This is a genomic window from Exiguobacterium sp. E17S, from assembly GCF_057772545.1.
Window position 1 is genome coordinate 11,383 of record NZ_JBYLRU010000009.1, and the last position, 22,728, is coordinate 34,110.

Here is a 22,728-nt window from a genome sequence, read left to right on the forward strand (position 1 = left end):
GTTTGAAGAAGGTGGAGAGATCATGCGGAAACGCTTAAAAGAAGTCATCGTCGTCGAAGGACGGGATGATACGACACGATTACAAGAAGTCTTTGATGTCGATACAATTGAAACGAACGGTTCAGCCGTTAATGAACAAACGATGCAACGCATCGAGAAGGCACTGGAACGACGCGGTGTCATCATCTTCACGGACCCTGATTTTCCAGGAGATCGTATCCGTGCCCGAATCAATGAACGCGTACCAGGCTGTAAACACGCCTATCTTCCGCGTGCTCAAGCAAAAGATAAACGAGGGAAAATCGGTGTGGAGCATGCCTCACCTGCCGCAATCGAAGAGGCGCTCGCTGCTGTCTATGAGACGGAAGAAGCACCGGTTGCCGAAGTGACACGTGAGATGATTCTAGCAGCCGATTTGATTGGTGGACCAGCAGCCTCGATCCGTCGTCGTCGTCTCGGTCAGATTCTTGCGATTGGTGAACCGAATGCAAAACAACTCGTCAAACGCGTCGCATCGATCCGAATCACGCGGGCGGAATGGGAAGCGGCATTGAAACAATTAGAGGAGGAAGAAGTTTGAAAGACATTGCTACATTGCACCGGACGAAGGAAATTTTAGCGAAACATGGCTTTTCGTTTAAAAAATCGTTGGGACAAAACTTTTTAATTGATTTAAACGTATTAGGAAACATCGTCGGGGCAGCTGGATTAACGCCTGAAAGCGGCGTACTCGAGATCGGACCAGGAATCGGCTCATTGACGGAACAATCGGCGAAACAGGCGAAAAAAGTCGTCGCTCTTGAAATCGATCAGCGGTTGCTACCGATTCTTGACGATACACTTTCACCATATCCTCATACGAAGGTCATTCACGGCGATGCTCTTGAACTTGATCTTTCGACGATCGTCGCAGAAGAGTTCACGCAAGAAGGCATCACTGACATTGCCGTCGTCGCGAACCTCCCGTATTACGTCACGACACCGATCATCATGCGGATTCTCGAAGCGAAAGCACCGTTTCGGACGCTCGTCATGATGATTCAAAAGGAAGTCGCTGAACGAATCGGTGCAAAACCGGGCACGAAAGCATACGGTTCTCTATCGATCGCGATTCAGTATTATGCGGAAGCTGAAGTCTGCTTCACGGTTCCAAAACAAGTCTTCATTCCGGCACCAAATGTCGATTCAGCAGTCATCCGTTTGAACATTCGAAAAGAGCCGGCGGTACAGACACAGGATGAGGCATTATTCTTCGAAATCGTCCGAGCAAGTTTTGCACAACGCCGGAAAACGATTTTGAACAACTTGACGACACACTTCGGGAAGACGGAAAAGGCGGCGGTCGAAGCGGCATTGTTGGAAGCTGGAATCGAACCACGTCGTCGCGGAGAAACGCTCAGCCTGCAGGAATTCGCACAGTTAGCGGATGCACTTTTGCCAATTAAAAAACGTTGACGGATACGATTAGAACAGATATAATATTTCCCCTTTCTAATATTTATTTAATATGCTATAATAAATATTAGTGAGGTGAAGCGTATGCCAAAGACGTTGAACGAAATCAGACATGTTTTCGAAACACATGTTGGTGAAAGACTGACGCTAAAAGCAAGCGGCGGTCGTAAAAAGGTCGTAACCCGAATCGGAACGCTCGTTGAGACGTATCCTTCGGTGTTTGTAGTCAAGCTAGACGCAGAGCGCCACAATGTCGAGCGAGTTTCTTATAGCTACGCCGACGTGCTAACAGACTCCGTACAAATCGAATTTGCGAATTCGTAAACTTACCTTCCGAAGCGGACAAAATGTTCGCTTCTTTTTTTGTGGAAAGGTTGATACAATTCCTACAGGAAACGAACTAGAGGAGGAACGGCACGATGACGATTATTGTAAAGGCTCCGGCCAAGATCAACCTAGTCCTGGATGCGACAGCAAAGCGCCCGGACGGCTATCACGATGTACATATGGTGATGACGACAGTCGATTTGGCAGACCGTCTAGAATTGACGGAGCTGCCGTCAGGAGAAATTCGAATGAATGCCCAGCACGCTTACGTTCCGAACGACGAACGTAATCTTGCGTATAAAGCAGCAGCGATCTTAAAAGAAAAATACGACGTCAAGACAGGGGTAGAAATCTTCTTAGAGAAACACATCCCGGTCGCAGCGGGACTTGCCGGTGGTTCTAGTGACGCGGCAGCGACGTTACGTGGTTTGAACGAGTTATGGCAACTTGGTTTGACGCTTGAAGAGTTGGCGGAAGTCGGCGCGGCGGTTGGCTCTGACGTCCCATTTTGTGTCATGGGAGGAACGGCGATTGCAACGGGTCGCGGAGAGAAGCTAGAAAAACTTGTCTCACCACCCCCATGCTGGGTCGTTCTTGCTAAACCGACGATTGGTGTCTCGACGGCTGACGTCTATGGTGCCCTTGACTTGAACACGGCAAAACGTCCGAACGTCGAAGCGATGATCGATGCGGTGAAGGCGCAAGATTTCCAAGGCATTTGCCAGTCACTCGGTAATGTTCTCGAATCGGTCACGTTGCCGATGCACCCGGAAGTCGAGCAGATCAAGGAATTCATGGCGAGTTGTGGCGCAGAAGGCGTCTTGATGAGCGGAAGTGGTCCGACGGTCTTTGCGTTGACGGAACACGAGAATCGAGCACAACGTCTCTATAATGGATTACGCGGCTTTTGTAACGAAGTCTACGTCGTTCGTCTTTTAGGCGAAAACCATTGATAATATCCGTATGAAAATGATATATTCACTATTGAATATTCGGAATTACGGAGAGGTGGAACAAAACAAATGAAAATTCGGAGAAGTGGTCGATTGGTCGACATGACGCGGTACTTGCTTGACCATCCCCATCATCTCGTCTCATTGACGATTTTTGCAGAACGCTATAAATCGGCGAAATCGTCGATCAGTGAAGACTTAGATATCGTCAGTGAGATGTTAGAACATGAGGGAACAGGTCGTCTCGTCACGGTACCAGGTGCTGCGGGTGGCGTCATGTTCATCCCGACGTGGAGCAGTAAGAAGGCGTTACCGTTCATCGATGAACTATGTGAACGTGTCGCACGTCCAGATCGACTGTTACCGGGGGGATATCTCTATTTGACGGACTTACTCGGGGATCCGAAAATGGTCAAACAAATGGGGCAAGTGTTTGCATCTGTCTTTAGCCAAAAGAAAGTCGATGTCGTCATGACGATCGCGACGAAAGGGATTCCACTTGCTTATGCGGTCGCTGAGCAACTGGGTGTGCCGTTCGTCATCGTGCGTTCGGATAGTCGCGTGACAGAAGGATCAACAGTCAGCATCAACTATGTCTCAGGGTCTTCAAAAGCGATCCGGACGATGGCACTCGCGCGTCGGAGTTTACCACGCGGGGCGAACGTCTTATTAATCGATGACTTCATGAAAGCCGGCGGAACGATTCGCGGAATGATGAGTCTCTTGAGCGAGTTCGAAGCAAAGGTCGCAGGTGTGGGTGTCTTGATCGAGGCAGAGGGTGCCGAGAAGAAGATGGTCAACGAATACGTCAGCTTAATGAAATTAGCGGACGTCGACGTCGATCTTGGTCAAATCCAAGTCAAGCGTGGAAACGTCGACCACTATTTCTCAGAAGCTGAGACTACCTGAAATTGACAGCCGCATGGATTGTAACTATACTGTAATTATCAAACTTTTGGAAATTATGCGTAAAAAGATTGGGAAAGACTAAACCTTTATTTGTTTTAAGCCGTAAGTAGAAGTAGACAACGAAGAGTTGTGACAACGGTTAAAGGGGTGCGGACAAAATGAACGTTACTGACGTTAAAATTCGTCGCGTCGTGGCAGAGGGTCGAATGAAAGCACTTGCCTCTATTACGCTCGACCACGAATTCGTGGTACATGATTTGCGTGTCATCGAAGGGAACAGTGGTCTCTTCGTCGCCATGCCAAGCAAACGAACGCAAGAGGGGATCTTCCGGGATGTCGCTCATCCAATCAATGCATTAATGCGAAAAAAGGTCGAAGATTCAGTACTCGAAGCCTATGCGGCACGTGAGGATCAAGAAGAAGGCGTCGGTTACGAAGTCTCTTCTGCCCAAATGACAGATCAAGCATAAGAAAAAGACAGTTTTTCTCTTCTTGGGAAAAGCTGTCTTTTTTCTCGTTTTTTCCTCGATTCTCCTTCGTCCTATCATTGAATAACGAGGTCATTTTCGTTATAGTTGGAACGAGTGTACTATTTCAGAACGAAATCAACACTAATTTACGTGGAGGAGCGACAAGGATGAATCATTTCGCGGTAATTCTAGCAGCGGGTAAAGGAACTCGGATGAAATCGAAGCTTTACAAAGTACTTCACCCAGTCGCTGGGAAACCTATGGTACAGCACGTCGTCGATCAATTAGCGACGCTCGGCGTCAAGCGACAGGTCGTCATCGTCGGTCACGGTGCGGAATCCGTCAAAGAAGTGCTTGGCACATCGGTGGAATACGCACTTCAAAGTGAGCAGCTTGGCACAGGTCATGCTGTTCAAATGGCAGAACCCGTACTCGGGAACGAACAGGGAGCAACACTCGTCGTCTGTGGCGATACACCACTCTTGACGAGCGAGACACTGTCTTCATTGTTACAACATCATACGGATACGAACGCAAAAGTGACTGTCTTGACGGCACTCGCTGACGATCCGACAGGTTACGGACGAATCGTGCGTGGCGAAGATGGAAACGTCTCGAAAATCGTCGAGCACAAGGATGCGAATGCAGAAGAACTTGCACTTCGGGAAATCAATACAGGTACGTATGTATTTGATAACGAGATGTTGTTCGCAACGCTGAAGCAGGTCAAGAACGATAACGCGCAAGGTGAGTATTACTTACCAGACGTGATTGAGATTGCTAAAGCAGCAGGCGAAACGATCGCAGCGTATGCGGCACCTACGTTCGAAGAGACAATCGGTGTCAACGATCGCGTCGCACTTGCGCAAGCGGAAACATCGATGCGTAAGCGGACGAACGAGTACTGGATGCGTCAGGGTGTCACATTCGTTGATCCGTCTTCGACGTATATCGGACCGGACGTCACGATTGGTTCAGATACTGTTCTTTATCCGGGAACGCAAATACTCGGTCGCACGGTCATTGGTTCAGAATGTACGATTGGTCCGAACTCGGATATCCGCAATAGTGAAGTGGCAGATGGTGCCATTGTTCGTCAATCCGTCGTCACGGATAGCAAGATTGGTCCAGCGGCACAAGTCGGTCCATTCGCGCATTTACGTCAGCAAGCGGTTCTCGGTGCGAACACACGCGTCGGAAACTTTGTTGAGATCAAGAAATCAACATTTGGCGAAGGTAGCAAATCAGCACACCTGAGCTATGTCGGAGATGCGACGATCGGAGAGAACGTCAACCTCGGTTGTGGATCAATCACGGTCAATTACGATGGAAAAATAAATTCCAGACGATCATTGAGGACGATGCCTTCATCGGCTGTAACGTCAACTTGATCGCACCGGTCACGGTCGGCAAGAATGCCCTTGTTGCTGCCGGATCAACCGTCACGGATGATGTGCCGGAAAACGGTCTCGCGATCGCACGGGAACGTCAAACGACGAAACCCGATTATCGTTAATTCATTACTTGTCGCTCTACTCGTCTAAACCCAAACAAATGGAGGCCACCTACACATGTCTACTGTCTTAGAACATGAAATTCGTATTTTCGCACTCAACTCGAACAAACCACTGGCAGAGGAAATCGCTAAAGTCATCGGAATCCCGGTCAGCGAAAGTTCAGTCAAACACTTCAGTGATGGCGAAATTTCGATGAACATCGAAGAAAGTGTCCGAGGGGATGATATTTACATCATTCAATCGACAAGCCAACCAGTCAACGAAAACCTGATGGAACTTCTCATCATGATCGATGCACTGAAACGGGCGTCTGCACGGACAATCAACGTCGTCATTCCATATTACGGTTATGCGCGTCAAGACCGCAAAGCACGTTCACGTGAGCCAATCACGGCGAAACTCGTTGCGAACTTGCTTGAAGTAGCAGGGGCGACACGCGTCGTGACGATGGATCTCCATGCAGCACAAATCCAAGGGTTCTTCGATATTCCAGTAGATCAATTGATGGGTGTACCGCTTCTCGCTTCATACTTCGAGAAAAAGAACATCGATCCAAACGAACTCGTCATCGTTTCTCCAGACCATGGCGGTGTCACACGGGCACGTAAATTAGCAGAACAATTAAAAGCACCGATCGCGATCATCGACAAACGCCGTCCGAAACCGAACGTCGCAGAAGTCATGAACATCGTTGGTCAAGTCGATGGTAAGATTGCCATCATTATCGATGACATCATCGATACAGCGGGTACGATCACACTTGCAGCGAACGCTTTGATCGAAAACGGAGCGAAACAAGTCTATGCATGTTGTACACACCCTGTTCTTTCAGGTCCAGCAATGGAACGGATCGAGAACTCAGCGATCGAAGAACTCGTCGTCTTGAACACGATCGACTTGACACAACGCGAATGTGCAAGCAAAATCAAACAAATCTCTGTGGCACGTTTGCTTGCAGAAGCAATCATCCGTGTACACGAACAGAAATCAATCAGCCCGCTCTTCAGCTGATTGATTGATGCATACGAACGACGTGGTCCGGTTTATTGAAATCGGACCCTTGTTCGTTTACTTTTTTTAATAGAAATGAGGAATCGATATGAAATGTATCGTCGGATTAGGGAATCCTGGTGCGAAGTATGCGAATACGCGCCACAACATCGGTTTTCTTGCGATTGATGCCTTAGCGGAGAAGCACGGGATCAAGCTTTCAGAATCGAAGTTTAAAGCCCTCTTCGGAACGGGAATGATAAACGGAGAACGTGTCGTGCTCGTCAAGCCATTGACGTATATGAACTTATCAGGTGAAGCGGTGCGACCGTTACTTGATTTCTATAAAATCGCGGTCGAAGATGTGCTCGTCATCTATGACGATCTGGACTTGCCGCTTGAGAAACTACGGTTGCGTTCAAAAGGCAGTGCAGGCGGTCATAACGGCGTCAAGTCGTTGATCCAGCACCTCGGTACGCAGGAGATCAAGCGCCTTAAGCTCGGCGTCGGTCGACCACCGGCACCCATCCAAGTCATTGACTGGGTGTTAATGAATTTTTCGAAGGCGGAGCAAGGAAGTCTGCAACACGTACTCAATGCGTCTGTCGATGTAGCGACGGACTTCATAGACACACCGTTTCTCGCTTTGATGAATCGGTATAACTGAACGCAACGCTTTGGGGTTCCAAAGCGTTTTTGCTGTCGTGTTTTAGGAGGAAGAAGATGAAACAATTACAAGAACTCTTACTAGCGATTCCTGAAATCAAGACGGTTCGGGAACGCTTCCGGGACGGTGTCAACGCTCAGTTGATCACCGGTCTGATGAACAGTGGGAAAGCATTGTTCGTCGCCGGGATTTATCAGGAGACGAAACGTCGATTCGTACTCGTGACACATAACATGTTCCAAGCACAAAAGTTGTACGATGATTTGATTGAACTCGTACCGGAAGAAGACGTCATGCTCTATCCGGTTGATGAGACGTTAGCAGCGGAACTTTCCTATGGCGCAAGTCCAGAACTGCGGGCGACGCGGATCGAGACCCGTCATCGTTTACTGACGACGGACGACGGAATTTTGATCATTCCGCTCGTCGGTTTACGTCGATATGTTCCGGATGCACAGACGTTCCTGTCACACGTCAAACAAGTGAAGCCGGGCGACATCTTATCGATTCCGGACTTCGTCCAGGATTTAGTCGATGCGGGGTACGAACGGACAGCGACCGTGACGACACCAGGTGAGTTTGCTGTTCGCGGAAGTATCATTGATATTTATCCGCTCACGGTCGAACGCCCATACCGGCTCGATCTATTCGACGAGGAAGTCGACTCGATCTATACATTCGATGCGGAGACACAACGTTCGCTTGGCGTCGTCGCAGAAGCATGTTTGATGCCAGCGGCGGAACACTTCGCGACGAAGGATCAGTTGAAGGACGCGGGTGAAAAAGTCCGTCGTCTTTATGAGGCGACGAAAGAGCGCGTCCAAAGTACGGAGGTCCTCGCGGCACTTGAAGAGGGCATTGCTTATGACGTCGAGTTGCTAGAAAACGGCGATCGTCCGAAACAGTTCGCGAAGTATGCACCGATTCTCTACACGTCGACGCTACGTCAAGACGTGACGGGAAGCGTCTTGATCGTTGATGAAGTCGCACGGGTCGAAGAAGCGGCGGAAGTCCAGGATGCAGAGGAAGCAGAATGGATGGCGTCTCTCATTGAACGCGGACAAAGCGTCAGTGATTACGTCCTGTCCGTTCCGATGGCACATGTCTTTGAAGGACAACCCTTGTTATACCTCTCGCTCCTACCGACCCGCCGGAGTGGGGTACCGGAAAGTGCGGCAATCCATTTCAGCATCAAACCGATTGCACCGTTCCATGGTCAGATGGAACGCCTGAAGCAAGAAGTCGAGCGATATCGTCGCGCTGACATGTGGATGGTTTTCTTAGCGAGTAACCGAGAACGTGCCGAGCGGATGCGTCAGACGTTATCCGATTATGGAGTCGAAGCCTCGATCGTAACGAAAGAAGGCATCACTCGTGGTCAACCCGCGATCCTGATTGGCGGAATTCATGGTGGATTCGAGATGACGAATGCGCGTCTCGTCGTCATCACGGAAGAAGAAGTCTTCAAGCAACCAGCGCGTCGCCGGAAGCAAACGACGAAGCTGACGAACGCTGAACGGATCAAGAGCTACCAAGAATTGAAGACAGGCGATTACGTCGTTCATATTCATCATGGGATTGGACGATACCACGGCATCAAGACGATTGATGTAGCCGGTAATCATCAGGATTATCTCCATCTCGTTTATGCGGGAGAGGACTCGTTGTATGTTCCTGTCGATCAAATCGACTTGATTCAAAAGTATGTCGGCGCTGAAGGAAAAGAGCCGAAGATCTATAAACTCGGTGGAACGGAATGGAAAAAGGTCAAAGCGAAGGTCCAAAAATCGGTCGAGGATATCGCTGACGAGTTGATCAAGCTTTATGCGGCTCGCGAAGCTGCCGTCGGTTTTGCGTTCCCAGAGGACGACGATAACATGCAAGCATTCGAGGCTTCGTTCCCGTATGAGGAAACGGTCGATCAATTGCGATCGATCGCTGAGATCAAGAAGGATATGGAACGTCCGCGTCCGATGGATCGTTTATTATGTGGCGACGTTGGATACGGGAAAACAGAAGTTGCGATTCGAGCAGCGTTCAAGGCGGTCATGTCTGGAAAACAAGTCGCGTTACTCGTACCGACGACCGTCCTTGCACAACAACACTACGAAACGATGCTTGAACGATTCAGTGAATGGCCGATTCGTGTGTCGGTCATGAGCCGGTTCCGTTCGCCAGCAGAATTAAAGGCGACGAAACAAGGACTAAAAGAGGGAACGATCGATGTCGTCGTCGGGACACACCGTGTGCTGTCGAAAGACGTCCAGTTTGCTGATATCGGATTATTGATCATTGATGAAGAGCAACGATTCGGTGTGAAACACAAAGAGCGTCTGAAACAGTTGAAGACGAACGTTGACGTCTTGACGTTGACAGCGACACCGATTCCACGGACATTGCACATGTCGATGATCGGGATCCGCGATCTCTCGGTCCTTGAGACCCCACCTGAAAACCGTTATCCGGTTCAGACGTATGTCATGGAATACGACGGAATCGTCATGCGGGAAGCACTCGAGCGGGAACTCGGTCGGGGGGGACAAGCGTTCTTCCTGTATAACCGGGTCGAAGGCATCGAGCGAAAGGCAGAAGAGATTCGCGCGCTCGTACCGGAAGCACGGATTGTCACGGCGCACGGTCGGATGACGGAAACCGAACTCGAGAGTCAGTTGATCGCGTTCTTCGAAGGAGACGCGGATGTTCTTGTCAGTACGACGATCATCGAGACAGGAATCGACATTCCGAACGTCAATACGTTGATCGTTCATGACGCGGATCAAATGGGCTTATCGCAGCTATATCAATTGCGCGGTCGTGTTGGTCGATCAAGTCGCGTTGCTTATTCGTACTTTACGTACCGTCCGCAAAAACGATTGACGGAAGTAGCAGAAAGTCGTCTACAGGCGATCAAGGAATTCACGGAGCTCGGTAGCGGCTTTAAGATCGCGATGCGCGACTTATCGATTCGTGGTGCGGGGAACTTACTCGGTTCCCAACAATCGGGCTTCATCGACTCCGTTGGTTTCGATCTTTATTCGCAGATGCTCGCAGAAGCGGTTGAAGAACGCAAAGAACGGATGAAAGGTAAAAAACGCGTCCAGAAATTCGTACCCGAGTTCACGTTCAGTCTTGATGCGTATATTCCATCACACTACATGACGGACTCCGAGCTGAAAATCGAGTTCTATAAACGCTTGAAATATGTCGATACCGTCGACAGTCTCGAACAACTTGAAACAGAGATGCTTGAACGATTCGGTGAGTTCCCGGATGAGGTTGCGCGTTTGATCCAATTGACACGGATGCGGATTTTTGCCGAACGAGCGCGTGTCGAACGCGTCAAACAAACCGATCCGAAAATCGAGATCGTCTTGTCGCTCCAATCTACACAGCAGCTTGACGTGGCGGACTTCGTCAAGTGGACCGTTCCGCTTGGACGTGGTCTAGGGATGGGACAACAAGAACAGAAACTCGTCTTGACGCTGAACCGCAACAAGCAGTCGACGCAACAGATGACAATGCAAGCAGAACAGTTGCTAGCAGAGCTTGATCGTCGGCTCGTCGCACGATGAATAGACGAACGATTGCGCAAGGCGCAGCACTGCTTGCAATCTCTAGTTATATCTCGAAACTGCTCAGCTTCTTTTACCGGATTCCGTATCAGAACCTTGCTGGTGATTTCGGATTGTATGTCTATCAGACGGTCTATCCTTTATTCGCGATAGCGGCAGCGCTTGGAATTTATGCGCTGCCCGTCATCGTGGCGAAGTTGACGCTTCACCACCCGGATGAGAAACGAGAAGTCCTTTGGTCGATTTTTTATGTCTTACTTGCGATGACGGTCTTTTTTGGTCTGCTCGGATGGTGGATTGCCCCGACACTCGCGGGCTGGTTCGGCGATGCAAAACTGGTCGTACCCCTGCGTGCGGTGACGTGTACGTTTTATTTACTACCCGTGATTGCTGTTCTGCGAGGCATGTTTCAAGCAGATCTCGAGATGCGACCGACGGCTGTATCCCAAGTCTCTGAAAATGCCGTCCGTGTCGGACTCTTGTTGCTCGTGACCTATATCGGCGTCTCGATGCAGGCAGATCCGTACTGGATTGGTGCCAGTGCCCATCTGACAGCAATCGGCGGCAGCATCGTTTCGTTATTCGTCCTGTTACGTTTTGCGAAAGGGAAGATCGGCCGCCCTGTGTTTTCAGGTATTCACGTACGACGAGTCGGGAAAGTGCTCGTGACAAGCGGAGTGGCGGTCAGTATCGCCTCACTTGCTTTATTGCTGATGCAATTGATCGATGGATTGACGTTCGTCAATCTGCTTGGTAATACGACGGAGACGAAAATTGAAAAAGGGGTGCTCGACCGTGGATATCCGTTACTGCAATTCGCGATTCTCTTTGCGACATCGATGAGTCTTGCGAGCGTTCCGTCCTTATCGACCGCATACCGTAAACACGATCCACAGTTGATGCGTCAACAACTCGAGACATTACTCCGTTCCGGTCTGTTGATTGCCGCTGCAGCGACAATCGGACTAATGGGTGTGATGCGTCCGCTCAATATTGCGTTATATCAAGATGACCAGGGAACAGCAGGGTTGATTTGGCTCGCGGCGACGGCATTTGCTGCTTCGATTGCGATGATGATCATCTCTTGTCTCCAGTCGGTCGATGCTGAAAAATATGCGCTCGTTGGTGTTCTTGTCGGATTAGGGGCGAAGCTCGTTCTGAATCTCTATTTCATTCCCCGATATGGTATGATCGGGGCGGGTATGGCGACATTTGGCGGCTTTGCCGTCATGGCGGCAGCACAATGGACTTTATTGAACCGAAAGTTCGGTCGCGTATCGGCAGGAAACACGTTCTACCGACGACTGGTCTTACCTGTGCTCGCCATGGGTGTGTTTCTGTATCTGATCGAAACGTTCTTCCAGCTGTTTGAGCTTGAGACACGAATCGGTGCGGCACTCGAAGTCGGCGTCCTTGTCGTCGGTGGTGCCATCATTTATGGCAGTATGGCATTACGCGTCCGTGCATTAACAGAACAAGAGTGGGCGCTATTGCCTTTAGGAGATAAGTTATATCAGATGTACCAACGTAGGAGGAGTATATGACACACCGAATTACGATCGTCGGCCTTGGCGTCGGCGAACTCGAACAATTGCCGTTTGGCATCTATCGATTATTAAAAAACACGACACAACCCGTCTATTTACGGACAATGGATCATCCGGTCGTTTCAGAACTCGCAGCAGAGGGAATGAACTTTACATCATTTGACTCGGTTTACGAACGACATAGTCGGTTTGAAGACGTATACACAGAAATCGTTGAGGAATTACTTCGCCTCTCAAAGACGACGGACATCATCTATGCCGTCCCAGGTCATCCGCTGGTCGCTGAAAGTACCGTCCAACAGTTATTAGAGCGGACGGACGCGGTCGACGTTGTAGGCGGACAAAGTTTTCTTGATCCGATGTTCGCGGCGCTTGGTGTGGATCCGATTGAAGGATTCCAGTTGCTTGATGCGACGGCGTTTGCCGTCGATGAAGCACAGATCCGTCAACATCTGCTGATTGGACAAGTCTATGATGCGCTCGTCGCCGGTGATTTAAAGGTCCAGTTGATGGAACGTTATCCGGACGAACATCTTGTCACTCTTGTCACGGCAGCGGGTACAAGCAAACAAACCGTCCAAAGCGTGCCGTTGTATGAACTCGATCATGTGACGACGCTCAGTAACTTGACGACAGTCTACGTGCCACCCGTCACGGATGAGCAGACGTTGAATCGTGACTTCGCGACATTAAAAGAGATCATCGCGCGATTACGTGGTGAAGGTGGTTGCCCATGGGATCAAGAGCAGACACATGAGTCCCTAAAACGTCATTTAATCGAAGAATCTTACGAATTACTGGAAGCAATCGACCTTCAGGACGATAACTTAATGATAGAAGAGCTAGGAGACGTCCTGTTACAGGTCATGCTCCACGCACAAATTGGTCTAGATGAAGGGTATTTCGATATTCGGGACGTCATCGGAAGCGTCAGTGACAAGATGATCCGTCGCCATCCACATGTCTTCGGTGAAACGACTGTTGATTCTTCAGCAGACGTCGTTTCGAACTGGCAAGATATCAAAGCACAAGAAAAACCAGAGCGTACATCTCTGCTCGATGGTGTGACAAAAGGAGCACCCGCCTTGATGCGCGCAGAAGACATTCAAAAGAAAGTCGCGAAAGTCGGTTTTGAATGGGCAGACGTCGAGGGTGCACTTGAAAAAGTAATCGAAGAGTTACGTGAATTGAAGGAAGCGACACCAGAAGAACAACTTGGTGAATTTGGGGACGTCCTGTTTTCGATGACACTCGTCGGGAAGTACCTCGGTCTCTCGGCAGAAGAGGGACTGCAACAGACGAATGATAAATTCATCCGGCGCTTTACACGAATGGAACAACTAGCGGATCGACCGCTCGTTGAGATGACGCTTGAAGAGCAAGATTCACTCTGGCATCAAGCGAAGCAGGAGGAACAGTCATGAGACTTGATAAATTTTTAAAAGTATCGCGTCTGATCAAACGACGGACGCTTGCAAAAGAAGTAGCGGATCAAGGTCGGATTACGATCAATGGTAATGTGGCGAAAGCAAGTAGCACGGTAGCAGCAGGTGATGAGATGACGATCCGGTTCGGAAACAAGATTGTCACGGTTGCTGTTTCAAGCATTAAAGAACATGCGAAAAAAGAAGAAGCGTCTGACATGTATGAGATCATCCGTGAAGAAAAGGTGAATTCCGAAGAATCGATGTAATTTACCGGAAAAAGGAAGTATACTAAAGAGTGTCAGCGATGACCATTCAGAAAGAGGAGGGATGATATGCCAACACCGCTCGAATCAGGGCGTCCAGCGCCAAAGATCAAGCCGCTCAATGACCGTAAGAAGCAGTTGAGTCAGAATGCCATCGAAAACCGTCGACGTCTCAAAAATCGCTTTTTCTTGTGTCTGACCGTCTTTTTGCTCATCTTTTCCCTCATGGGGTGGTCATACATGGAAAAACGGCAATTGATCGCCGAACAAAAGCAATCGTTTCAAGTCGCCGAACAAGAGCAGACGAAAGCAAAAAAAGAGACCGCCCGTCTGAAAGAAGAAATCAATCGCCTCAATGATAAAGAGTATGTAGCGAACTTAGCCCGGAGCGAGTTGCTCTACTCGAAAAAAGGGGAAACGATCTTCTACTTTTCACCAGAAGACTAATTGAAGGTTGCCGATTGATTGAAAAAAGAATGAATCACTCGTATAATAAGAAACGAATCAACTAAAAAGGAGCAATACAATTTATGTCGATTGAAGTAGGCAGCAAAGTGCAAGGGAAAGTAACAGGCATCACGAATTTCGGAGCGTTCGTTGAGTTACCAACAGGGAAAACTGGTCTTGTTCACATCAGTGAAGTGGCAGATTCTTACGTTAAAGACATCAATGATGTGTTGACGGTTGGTCAAGAAATCACCGTCAAAGTCTTAAGTGTTGAAAACGATGGTAAGATCGGTCTTTCCATCAAAAAAGCCGTCGATCGTCCAGAAGGCGAACGTCCTCGTCCTGCACGTCAGTTCGACCGTGGACCACGTCCAGCAGGGCAAGATCGCGGACCACGTTCGTTCGATAACAAAGGACCACGTGGAGGCGGTAATCGTGGAGGCTTCAACAAAGGTGGCCGCAACACACCACCACCGCGCAAAGAACAATCGTTCGATACGTTGATGTCTAGTTTCCTGAAAGATAGTGAAGATCGTCTTGCTACATTGAAACGTCAAACGGATTCAAAACGTGGCGGACGCGGCGCAAAACGTCAATAACTTGCTGACCTGTTCTTTATAAGAATAGAGATGGAATGGCGCTGTTCATTCCATCTTTTATTTTTTTAAAATTATTTTTATAAAAAGCGTTGACTTTCATTTGACCTGCCCGTATTATAGAAAATGTGCTTAAGACGCACGAGTTAAAAATATGGCGGTGTAGCTCAGCTGGCTAGAGCGTACGGTTCATACCCGTGAGGTCGTGGGTTCGACTCCCTCCGCCGCTACCATATTTTTTTGGCCCGTTGGTCAAGCGGTTAAGACACCGCCCTTTCACGGCGGTAACACGGGTTCGAATCCCGTACGGGTCATTCTCAAAAGCTATCTCTATTATATAGAGATAGCTTTTTTTAGGTTTTAACGGGAAGGAGGAAGTCGTTATGGAAGGTGTGCCGTTCGAACCGCTCTTAGTGGGTGTGTCGGGAGGATGTGACTCGATGGTACTCATTGATCGATTGTACAAAGAAGGGTACGATGTCGCAATTGCACATGTGCATCATGGATTACGAGAAGCGTCGGACGAAGAAGCGTGCTTTATTAAGGAGTGGGCGACGTCCCGAAAGATCTCCTTTTTCATGACACGTTTAGAATGGACCGGACGTACGAGCTCTCAAGCAGCTTGTCGTGAGGAACGATATGCGTTTTTTGAACGAATCATGGAAGAGACCGGGCGTTCGCATCTCGTTCTCGCTCATCATCAAGACGATCAAATCGAGACGCTACTTATTCAGCTCGTTCGTGGAGAAGCGCAAATTGATGGGATTCCGACGGTTCGTCCGTTTGGTAACGGTTGGTTACATCGTCCGTTGCTACACGAATCGAAGCAAACATTACTCGAGTATGCGTTGCAACATGAAGTTCCATGGCGAGAAGATGCATCAAATGCAGAAACCACATATTTGCGCAATCAAATTCGACATACGATTGTTCCGTCACTTCGCGACATTCGTCCCGGGTTTGAACAGGCGACAGCAGCGGCAGCACATGCGCGACAGCAAATCATGCGTGAGCAGACGACATTCGTCGCGACCTATCTCGACCAGTGTAAGGAAGAAAACGGAATTCCGCTCGTACGTATTTTAGAGTTACCGACGGATTTACAGCGGCTCGTCTTGCCGACATTAACGGGCGAAACGTTTTCTTCCGATGTGATTCGTCACTTTGTTACATGGCTTCGGGTGGATAAGGGCTCGGACGAAGTGTATTATGGAAACTGGAGGATGCGACGTGCATATGGCTTTTTGATGCAGGATCGTGTGATACGGTCAATGAATGACGATTTACCGTTTCAAGTAGGGGAGAATTTGGGAACGTATCATTATGGTGAACAAATGGTTCGCTTCTCAATCGGACACCAAGGTATCCCGCTGGACGCGATTACGTTCCCGTTGACGGTACGTCCGCCGCGTCCGGGAGATCGGATTCAGCTTGCGGTGGGATCGAAAAAAGTCAGTCGAATTCTGATTGACGCTAAGGTTCCGCGTTATCTCCGAGAACAGGTTCCAGTCGTCGTCGATGCAAATGGAGTGATTTTAGCCGTCATTGGACATCGAATTGCAATATTCGGGTCATTTGAACTCCTCGCAAAATCTTATTTAATGATAGAATGGTAATGTAGTGTTTATTATGGAGGAGGAATACCTAGCATGACCTTGATGAACGATATGGAAAAAGTACTGATTTCAGAAGAAGAGATCCAAAATAAAGTGGGCGAACTCGCCGGCGAATTGACAGCGGATTATCACGATCGTTTTCCGTTGCTTGTGTGTGTCTTAAAAGGCGCGATGCCGTTCATGTCTGATCTTGTCAAAAAGATGGATATGCATCTTGAAATGGACTTCATGGACGTTTCAACGTATCACGGTGGGACAACATCAACAGGTGAAGTCAAGATTGAAAAAGATTTGAACACATCGGTAGAAGGACGCGACATCTTGATTGTCGAAGATATCATCGACAGCGGATTGACGCTTGGTTACCTCGTCGACCTCTTCAAGTACCGGAAAGCGAAGTCCGTTAAAATCGTGACATTGCTCGACAAACCGACAGGACGGAAAAACGATTTGCATGCGGATTACAGCGGCTTCGTCATTCCACACGAATTCGTCGTCGGTTATGGTCTCGATTACGAAGAGAAGTACCGTAACCTTCCGTACGTAGGTGTCTTGAAACCTGCAGTCTACGGTGGCTAATTATTTTTAATCTCGTCTGTCCCATGATAAGATGAAACCAATTACAAAGCGCGCCCCGTCGCGCCAGGATTCGTATTCATCCACTAGAAAAACGAGATGGATGCGGAGAGGAGGCATAAGATGAACCGAGCAGTGAAGAATACCCTCGTGTTTGGGGTCATTTTTCTAGCTTTGATCTTGTTTCTGCAATACTTGCAGAGTCCAGTGAACAAAAGCAAAGAAATCAATTACACACAGTTTGTCGAGTCTGTTGAAAAAGGTGAAATCAAGACGGCTACCTTCCAATATGAAGGGCAGACGTATAATGTGACAGGAGATTTGCGTGAAAAAGATTCGACGTATGAGACGGTCGTACCGGCTGTTGATACGGAACTAACGGATCTCTATACGCAACTAAGAAGCCAAGGAGTCAAATTGGACTTCAAGGCAGCAGAAACGAATGGTGGTTGGATCGCGTTACTGACGACGATCGTTCCATTCATCATCATCTTCATCCTCTTCTTCTTCTTGATTAATCAAGCACAAGGTGGCGGTGGTGGCGGTCGCGTCATGAACTTCGGGAAATCGAAGGCACGCCTCTATGATACAGAGAAGAAAAAGATCACGTTTGATGATGTAGCCGGCGCAGACGAAGAGAAACAAGAACTCGTCGAAGTCGTCGAATTCTTGAAAGATCCGCGTAAATTCGCGAAACTCGGTGCCCGTATTCCGAAAGGGGTCCTCCTCGTAGGTCCTCCAGGTACAGGTAAGACGTTGCTCGCACGTGCCGCAGCTGGTGAAGCAGGCGTACCATTCTTCTCGATTTCAGGTTCTGACTTCGTTGAGATGTTCGTCGGTGTCGGGGCATCACGTGTCCGTGACTTGTTCGAAAACGCGAAGAAAAATGCACCATGTATCATCTTCATCGATGAAATCGATGCTGTTGGTCGTCAACGGGGCGCAGGTCTCGGTGGTGGACATGATGAGCGTGAGCAGACATTGAACCAACTTCTCGTTGAGATGGATGGATTTAGTGAAAACGAAGGTATCATCATGATCGCAGCAACGAACCGTGCTGATATTCTTGACCCGGCCTTACTCCGTCCAGGTCGTTTTGACCGTCAAATCACGGTTGACCGTCCAGATGTCGTCGGTCGTGAAGCAGTCTTGAAAGTTCACGCACGGAACAAACCGCTCGATTCGACGGTTGATTTGAAAGCCATCGCACAGCGGACACCTGGATTCTCAGGTGCGGATCTTGAAAACCTTCTAAACGAAGCAGCACTTGTTGCCGCTCGTGCAGATCGTGATAAAGTCTCGATCGTTGACCTCGAAGAAGCGATTGACCGCGTCATTGCTGGACCAGCGAAGAAGAGCCGGATCATCTCGCCGAAAGAGAAAAAGATCGTCGCATGGCACGAAGCTGGACATACGATCATCGGTGTCACGCTCGACGATGCGGATGAAGTACACAAGGTAACGATCGTTCCTCGCGGAAACGCGGGCGGATATGTCGTCATGTTGCCAAAAGAAGATCGTTACTTCATGACGAAGCCGGAACTCGAAGATAAGATTACTGGATTGCTCGGTGGTCGCGTCGCAGAGGATATCGTCTTCGGAGAAGTCTCGACTGGGGCAAGCAATGACTTCCAGCGTGCGACAGGTCTTGCACGGAAAATGGTCATGGAGTTCGGGATGAGTGAAAAACTCGGACCACTTCAATTCGGATCAGGTCAAAGCGGTAACGTCTTCCTCGGCCGTGATTTCCAAAACGAACAGAATTACTCGGATGCAATCGCACACGAGATCGATACGGAAATCCAAGCGATCATCAACCGCTGTTACCAAAAAGCGAAAGATATTCTGACTGAGAAGCGCGATCAGCTCGACTTGATTGCAACGACGTTGCTTGAAGTTGAAACACTTGATCAAAAACAAATTCACCATCTCCTAGAGACAGGCGAATACAAAAAACATGAACCAGAAGCAACGACTCCAAAAGCAGAAGAGAAAGCACCGGAATCGACAGATGCAACTGTTGATCAACCGACAGAGTCTCCAACGCAAATGGGTTCAGTCGTTGACGAAGGGAAAAATGTAGATACGGATACACCAGATACGCCGCGTCGCGACGATCAAGTGTAAACGGATGGAACGGATTCGATTGATATCGAATCCGTTCTTTTTGTGGCAGACCGAGCGAATACACATCGGTAGGTGTGACCATACGAGCATGGTATAATCACAACGTATATAGTTCCGATCGTGAAACAACGGAATACAATAGAAGCATGAAAATTGAGAAGAAGCGGGGAAATAAGCAAATGATTTTAGTCATCGATGTCGGAAATACGAATATCGTCTTAGGTGTCTATCAAGGACAAGAGTTGATTGAGCATTGGCGGATTGCGACAGACCGAACACGGACGACGGACGAATACGGTATGCTCGTCAAAGCGTTGTTCCGTGACGCAGAGCTAAACGTGGAAGAAATCGAGGGAATCGTGTTATCATCTGTCGTACCCCCCGTCGTGTTTCCGCTAGAAAATATGTGTGTGCGTTACTTTAAACGCCGTCCGTTCTTGATTGGACCAGGAATCAAGACAGGACTGGATTTAAAAGTCGATAATCCACGGGAAGTGGGAGCCGATCGAATCGTCAACGCAGTAGCGGCGACGGCGAAATACGAGGGACCGATGATCATCGTCGATTTCGGAACAGCGACGACGTATTGTTACATCGATGCACAAAAACGGTATTACGGCGGCATCATCTCACCCGGTGTGATGGTTGCAACCGAGGCACTCTATAATAAGGCAGCAAAATTGCCACGAATCGAAATCGCGAAACCGCAGTCAGCCATCGGACGGAATACGATCCATGCGATGCAGTCGGGGACCTATTTCGGATATGTGGCACAGGTGGACGGACTCGTTCACCGGATGAAAGAAGAAATGGGAGAAGCGAAGGTCATTGCGACCGGCGGCTTAGCCCGATTAATCAGCGAGGAATCCACGATGATTGAGGTCGTCGATCCATTCTTGACGTTAGATGGATTACGGATTATCTACGAACGAAATAAGTGAGGGAATCAAGATGAAACGTGAAGAATTATTAGCACAATTAAAAGATGACTATTTAGTACGGGCGTTAGGCTTCAATGGAGAAGTCCGTGCGTTTGCAATCCGTTCGACGAAGACGGTCTATGAAGCACAACTGCGCCACCAGACGACACCTGTCGTCACAGCAGCGCTCGGTCGGACACTGACGATCGGTGCAATGATGGGTACGATGCAAAAAGGCGATACACGTGTCACATTAAAAGTCGAAGGCGATGGACCGATTGGGAAAATCATCGTCGATGCCGACGCAAAAGGTGTCGTACGTGGATATGTGAGTCGTCCCCGCGTCGAGATGGATACGTATGTCAATGCAGATGGTCTGACGAAACTAAAAGTCGGTGAAGCGGTCGGTCGCGGAAACATCTCTGTCATCAAAGACCTCGGACTACGTGACTTCGTCGGTGGTCAATCGCCGATTCAAACAGGTGAGATCAGCGAAGACTTCACGTATTACTTCGCTGTATCGGAACAAAGCCCATCGGTCGTTGGAGCTGGCGTTCTCGTCTATCCGGAAGACGAATCAGTCATTGCAGCAGGTGGCTTGATCGTTCAATTGATGCCAGGTGCATCGGAAGAGACGATTGCAGCACTCGAAAAACGTGTTGGAGCCCTAAAACCGATCTCGATTCTCGTCGGTGAGGAAAAAACACCAGAAGAAATGTTAGAACTCGTTCTCGGTGACTACGAACATCTTGATACGATTCCAGTATCATTCGAATGTACGTGTGACCGTGACAAATTAGCGACAGCGATCATCGCTCTTGGACCAGATGAGATTCAAGCGATGATTGATGAAGATGGTGGTGCGGAAGCCGTTTGTCACTTCTGTTCAGAGCATTATCACTATGATGTTCCAGAATTAGAGGAACTTCGCGAAAAATCACTCGAAAGAGCATAAGAGGGATCTAATATGGGGAATGTACAACCTAAGTACTTGTGGATGTTGATCTTCATCTTAATGTTGACGAATTTCATGACCGGTGCTTACGCCTTCATGGGTGAGCTCCCAAAGGTCGATTCTCCTAAAATCGTTCAAGACAGCATCGGTGGTCCGCTCGAGGATGTCGTCGCCGAAGTCGGTGATGAGAAAATCACGCGCGCGATGGTCTATCAGACGATGCGAACGGAACAGGAAAAACAGACGATTGATCGTTTGATTCAAGAAGCGGTCGAACGCCAGACGAAGGATGGAAAAAAGCCGGAAGTCAAACGCTTTGATTGACAGATTTCATCCAATCCGCTGATAATTAGTTTATCGGATTACTTGGAATTCAAGCGGTTCACTAATGAGGAGGAATGGTCATGCGTATTGCGAATTCAGTATTAGATTTAGTCGGTCGGACACCGATCGTCAAGTTACATCATCTAACGGGTCCTGAGGATGCAGATGTGTATCTGAAATTGGAGTACATGAACCCTGGATCAAGCGTAAAAGACCGGATCGCGCTATCCATGATTGAGGCCGCAGAAGAAGCGGGTCAACTCAAAGAAGGAGACACGATCATCGAGCCGACGAGTGGAAACACAGGGATCGGACTAGCGATGGTCGCTTCGGCGAAAGGATACCGCGCCATCCTCGTCATGCCAGAAACGATGAGCATGGAGCGTCGGACGTTGCTTCGCGCTTATGGTGCGGAATTGATTCTGACTCCGGGTCCTGAAGGAATGAAGGGTGCGATTGCTCGCGCGACAGCGGAAGCAGAAGAACACGGTTACTTCATGCCACAACAATTCAATAACGGTGCCAATCCAGTCGTTCATGAAAAAACGACAGGTCCTGAAATCGTCGAAGCGTTCGAAGGCATGCAACTCGATGCGTTCATCGCGGGAATTGGAACGGGCGGAACGATCACCGGTGCTGGTAAAGTGTTACGCGATACTTTCCAAGGTATTGAGATCATTGCCGTCGAACCAACGGATTCACCGGTCTTATCAGGTGGTAAACCGGGACCACACAAACTGCAAGGAATCGGTGCTGGGTTCGTGCCGTCGATTCTCGATACAGAGATTTATGATGGTGTTGAGCAAATCACGACGGAAGAAGCATTCGATCACGCACGCCGAGCAGCGAAGACGAATGGTGTCTTAGGCGGTATCTCGTCAGGTGCTGCGATTGCAGCGGCGCTCAAGACAGCGAAACGTCTCGGTAAAGGGAAAAACGTTCTCGCGATCATTCCTTCGAATGGGGAGCGGTACTTAAGTACACCGCTGTATCAAATCGAGGAAGAAGCAGACCAATCGAAGTAATCAACTTGACGTACACGGAAGTCATTCGGCTTCCGTGTACTTTTT

21 protein-coding genes, 2 tRNA genes and 1 pseudogene are annotated in these 22,728 nt (G+C 48.9%); all 24 read left to right on the forward strand.

Going from position 1 to position 22,728, the window contains the following annotated elements; genetic code table 11:
- The first annotated feature begins 22 nt into the window (after nt 1-22).
- The 24 genes and pseudogenes from rnmV (at nt 23) to cysK (ending at nt 22,683) form a co-directional block, all read left to right on the forward strand.
- On the forward strand, nt 23-580 hold the full coding sequence (gene rnmV / locus AC3B4V_RS15835) for a ribonuclease M5 (RefSeq protein WP_023466539.1): 558 nt from the start codon (nt 23-25) through the stop codon (nt 578-580).
- The gene (gene rsmA / locus AC3B4V_RS15840) at nt 577-1,455 is read left to right on the forward strand and encodes a 16S rRNA (adenine(1518)-N(6)/adenine(1519)-N(6))-dimethyltransferase RsmA (protein ID WP_023466540.1); all 879 of its coding nucleotides are present in this window, start codon (nt 577-579) and stop codon (nt 1,453-1,455) included. Before rnmV ends, rsmA begins: the two co-directional genes overlap by 4 nt.
- 84 nt (nt 1,456-1,539) lie before the next feature.
- Entirely contained in the window at nt 1,540-1,779 is a 240-nt protein-coding gene (locus AC3B4V_RS15845) for a Veg family protein (protein ID WP_012368950.1), read from the forward strand.
- 95 nt (nt 1,780-1,874) lie between these two features.
- Nucleotides 1,875-2,735 carry a 4-(cytidine 5'-diphospho)-2-C-methyl-D-erythritol kinase gene (gene ispE / locus AC3B4V_RS15850; protein WP_023466542.1) on the forward strand — a complete coding sequence of 287 codons (861 nt, stop codon included), beginning with the start codon at nt 1,875-1,877 and terminating at the stop codon, nt 2,733-2,735.
- Between the two features lie 69 nt (nt 2,736-2,804).
- The gene (gene purR / locus AC3B4V_RS15855; protein ID WP_488378850.1) at nt 2,805-3,644 is read left to right on the forward strand and encodes a pur operon repressor; all 840 of its coding nucleotides are present in this window, start codon (nt 2,805-2,807) and stop codon (nt 3,642-3,644) included.
- 158 nt (nt 3,645-3,802) lie between these two features.
- Nucleotides 3,803-4,114, forward strand: coding sequence for a septation regulator SpoVG (gene spoVG, locus AC3B4V_RS15860; protein ID WP_488378851.1), 312 nt, complete (start codon nt 3,803-3,805; stop codon nt 4,112-4,114).
- 167 nt (nt 4,115-4,281) lie between these two features.
- Nucleotides 4,282-5,630: pseudogene (glmU, locus tag AC3B4V_RS15865) on the forward strand (bifunctional UDP-N-acetylglucosamine diphosphorylase/glucosamine-1-phosphate N-acetyltransferase GlmU).
- A gap of 55 nt (nt 5,631-5,685) precedes the next feature.
- Complete coding sequence (locus AC3B4V_RS15870; protein ID WP_012368955.1) at nt 5,686-6,642, forward strand: ribose-phosphate diphosphokinase; 957 nt, start codon at nt 5,686-5,688, stop codon at nt 6,640-6,642.
- A gap of 88 nt (nt 6,643-6,730) precedes the next feature.
- Nucleotides 6,731-7,288 (forward strand): aminoacyl-tRNA hydrolase, encoded by a 558-nt coding sequence (gene pth / locus AC3B4V_RS15875; protein WP_023466549.1) that lies wholly within the window; start codon nt 6,731-6,733, stop codon nt 7,286-7,288.
- A gap of 56 nt (nt 7,289-7,344) precedes the next feature.
- Nucleotides 7,345-10,860, forward strand: a complete 3,516-nt coding sequence (mfd, locus tag AC3B4V_RS15880; protein WP_023466550.1) for a transcription-repair coupling factor — start codon at nt 7,345-7,347, stop codon at nt 10,858-10,860.
- Nucleotides 10,857-12,404: a putative polysaccharide biosynthesis protein gene (locus AC3B4V_RS15885; protein ID WP_488378852.1), complete on the forward strand. Its 1,548-nt coding sequence runs from the start codon at nt 10,857-10,859 to the stop codon at nt 12,402-12,404. The genes mfd and AC3B4V_RS15885 overlap by 4 nt, the downstream gene beginning before the upstream one ends.
- Nucleotides 12,401-13,831 (forward strand): bifunctional methyltransferase/pyrophosphohydrolase YabN, encoded by a 1,431-nt coding sequence (gene yabN, locus AC3B4V_RS15890; protein ID WP_488378853.1) that lies wholly within the window; start codon nt 12,401-12,403, stop codon nt 13,829-13,831. The genes AC3B4V_RS15885 and yabN overlap by 4 nt, the downstream gene beginning before the upstream one ends.
- Nucleotides 13,828-14,100: an RNA-binding S4 domain-containing protein gene (locus AC3B4V_RS15895; protein WP_488378854.1), complete on the forward strand. Its 273-nt coding sequence runs from the start codon at nt 13,828-13,830 to the stop codon at nt 14,098-14,100. The genes yabN and AC3B4V_RS15895 overlap by 4 nt, the downstream gene beginning before the upstream one ends.
- Nucleotides 14,101-14,166: 66 nt before the next feature.
- The gene (locus tag AC3B4V_RS15900) at nt 14,167-14,544 is read left to right on the forward strand and encodes an FtsB family cell division protein (RefSeq protein WP_023466557.1); all 378 of its coding nucleotides are present in this window, start codon (nt 14,167-14,169) and stop codon (nt 14,542-14,544) included.
- Between the two features lie 83 nt (nt 14,545-14,627).
- Entirely contained in the window at nt 14,628-15,143 is a 516-nt protein-coding gene (locus tag AC3B4V_RS15905) for a S1 domain-containing RNA-binding protein (protein WP_035413250.1), read from the forward strand.
- Nucleotides 15,144-15,296: 153 nt separating this feature from the next.
- Nucleotides 15,297-15,373, forward strand: a tRNA-Met gene (locus AC3B4V_RS15910).
- Between the two features lie 9 nt (nt 15,374-15,382).
- Nucleotides 15,383-15,454, forward strand: a tRNA-Glu gene (locus tag AC3B4V_RS15915).
- Nucleotides 15,455-15,523: 69 nt separating this feature from the next.
- Nucleotides 15,524-16,756 (forward strand): tRNA lysidine(34) synthetase TilS, encoded by a 1,233-nt coding sequence (tilS, locus tag AC3B4V_RS15920; protein WP_488378855.1) that lies wholly within the window; start codon nt 15,524-15,526, stop codon nt 16,754-16,756.
- A gap of 33 nt (nt 16,757-16,789) precedes the next feature.
- A complete protein-coding gene (hpt, locus tag AC3B4V_RS15925; RefSeq protein ID WP_023466560.1) occupies nt 16,790-17,335 on the forward strand; it encodes a hypoxanthine phosphoribosyltransferase in 546 nt (181 codons plus the stop codon).
- A gap of 120 nt (nt 17,336-17,455) precedes the next feature.
- The gene (ftsH, locus tag AC3B4V_RS15930; RefSeq protein WP_223041102.1) at nt 17,456-19,459 is read left to right on the forward strand and encodes an ATP-dependent zinc metalloprotease FtsH; all 2,004 of its coding nucleotides are present in this window, start codon (nt 17,456-17,458) and stop codon (nt 19,457-19,459) included.
- A gap of 179 nt (nt 19,460-19,638) precedes the next feature.
- Nucleotides 19,639-20,400, forward strand: coding sequence for a type III pantothenate kinase (locus AC3B4V_RS15935; protein ID WP_029343061.1), 762 nt, complete (start codon nt 19,639-19,641; stop codon nt 20,398-20,400).
- A 10-nt stretch (nt 20,401-20,410) separates the two neighbouring features.
- Complete coding sequence (gene hslO, locus AC3B4V_RS15940) at nt 20,411-21,334, forward strand: Hsp33 family molecular chaperone HslO (RefSeq protein ID WP_023466563.1); 924 nt, start codon at nt 20,411-20,413, stop codon at nt 21,332-21,334.
- Nucleotides 21,335-21,346: 12 nt separating this feature from the next.
- Nucleotides 21,347-21,658 (forward strand): SurA N-terminal domain-containing protein, encoded by a 312-nt coding sequence (locus AC3B4V_RS15945; protein ID WP_023466564.1) that lies wholly within the window; start codon nt 21,347-21,349, stop codon nt 21,656-21,658.
- Between the two features lie 80 nt (nt 21,659-21,738).
- The gene (cysK, locus tag AC3B4V_RS15950; protein ID WP_488378856.1) at nt 21,739-22,683 is read left to right on the forward strand and encodes a cysteine synthase A; all 945 of its coding nucleotides are present in this window, start codon (nt 21,739-21,741) and stop codon (nt 22,681-22,683) included.
- Nucleotides 22,684-22,728 lie beyond the last annotated feature (45 nt).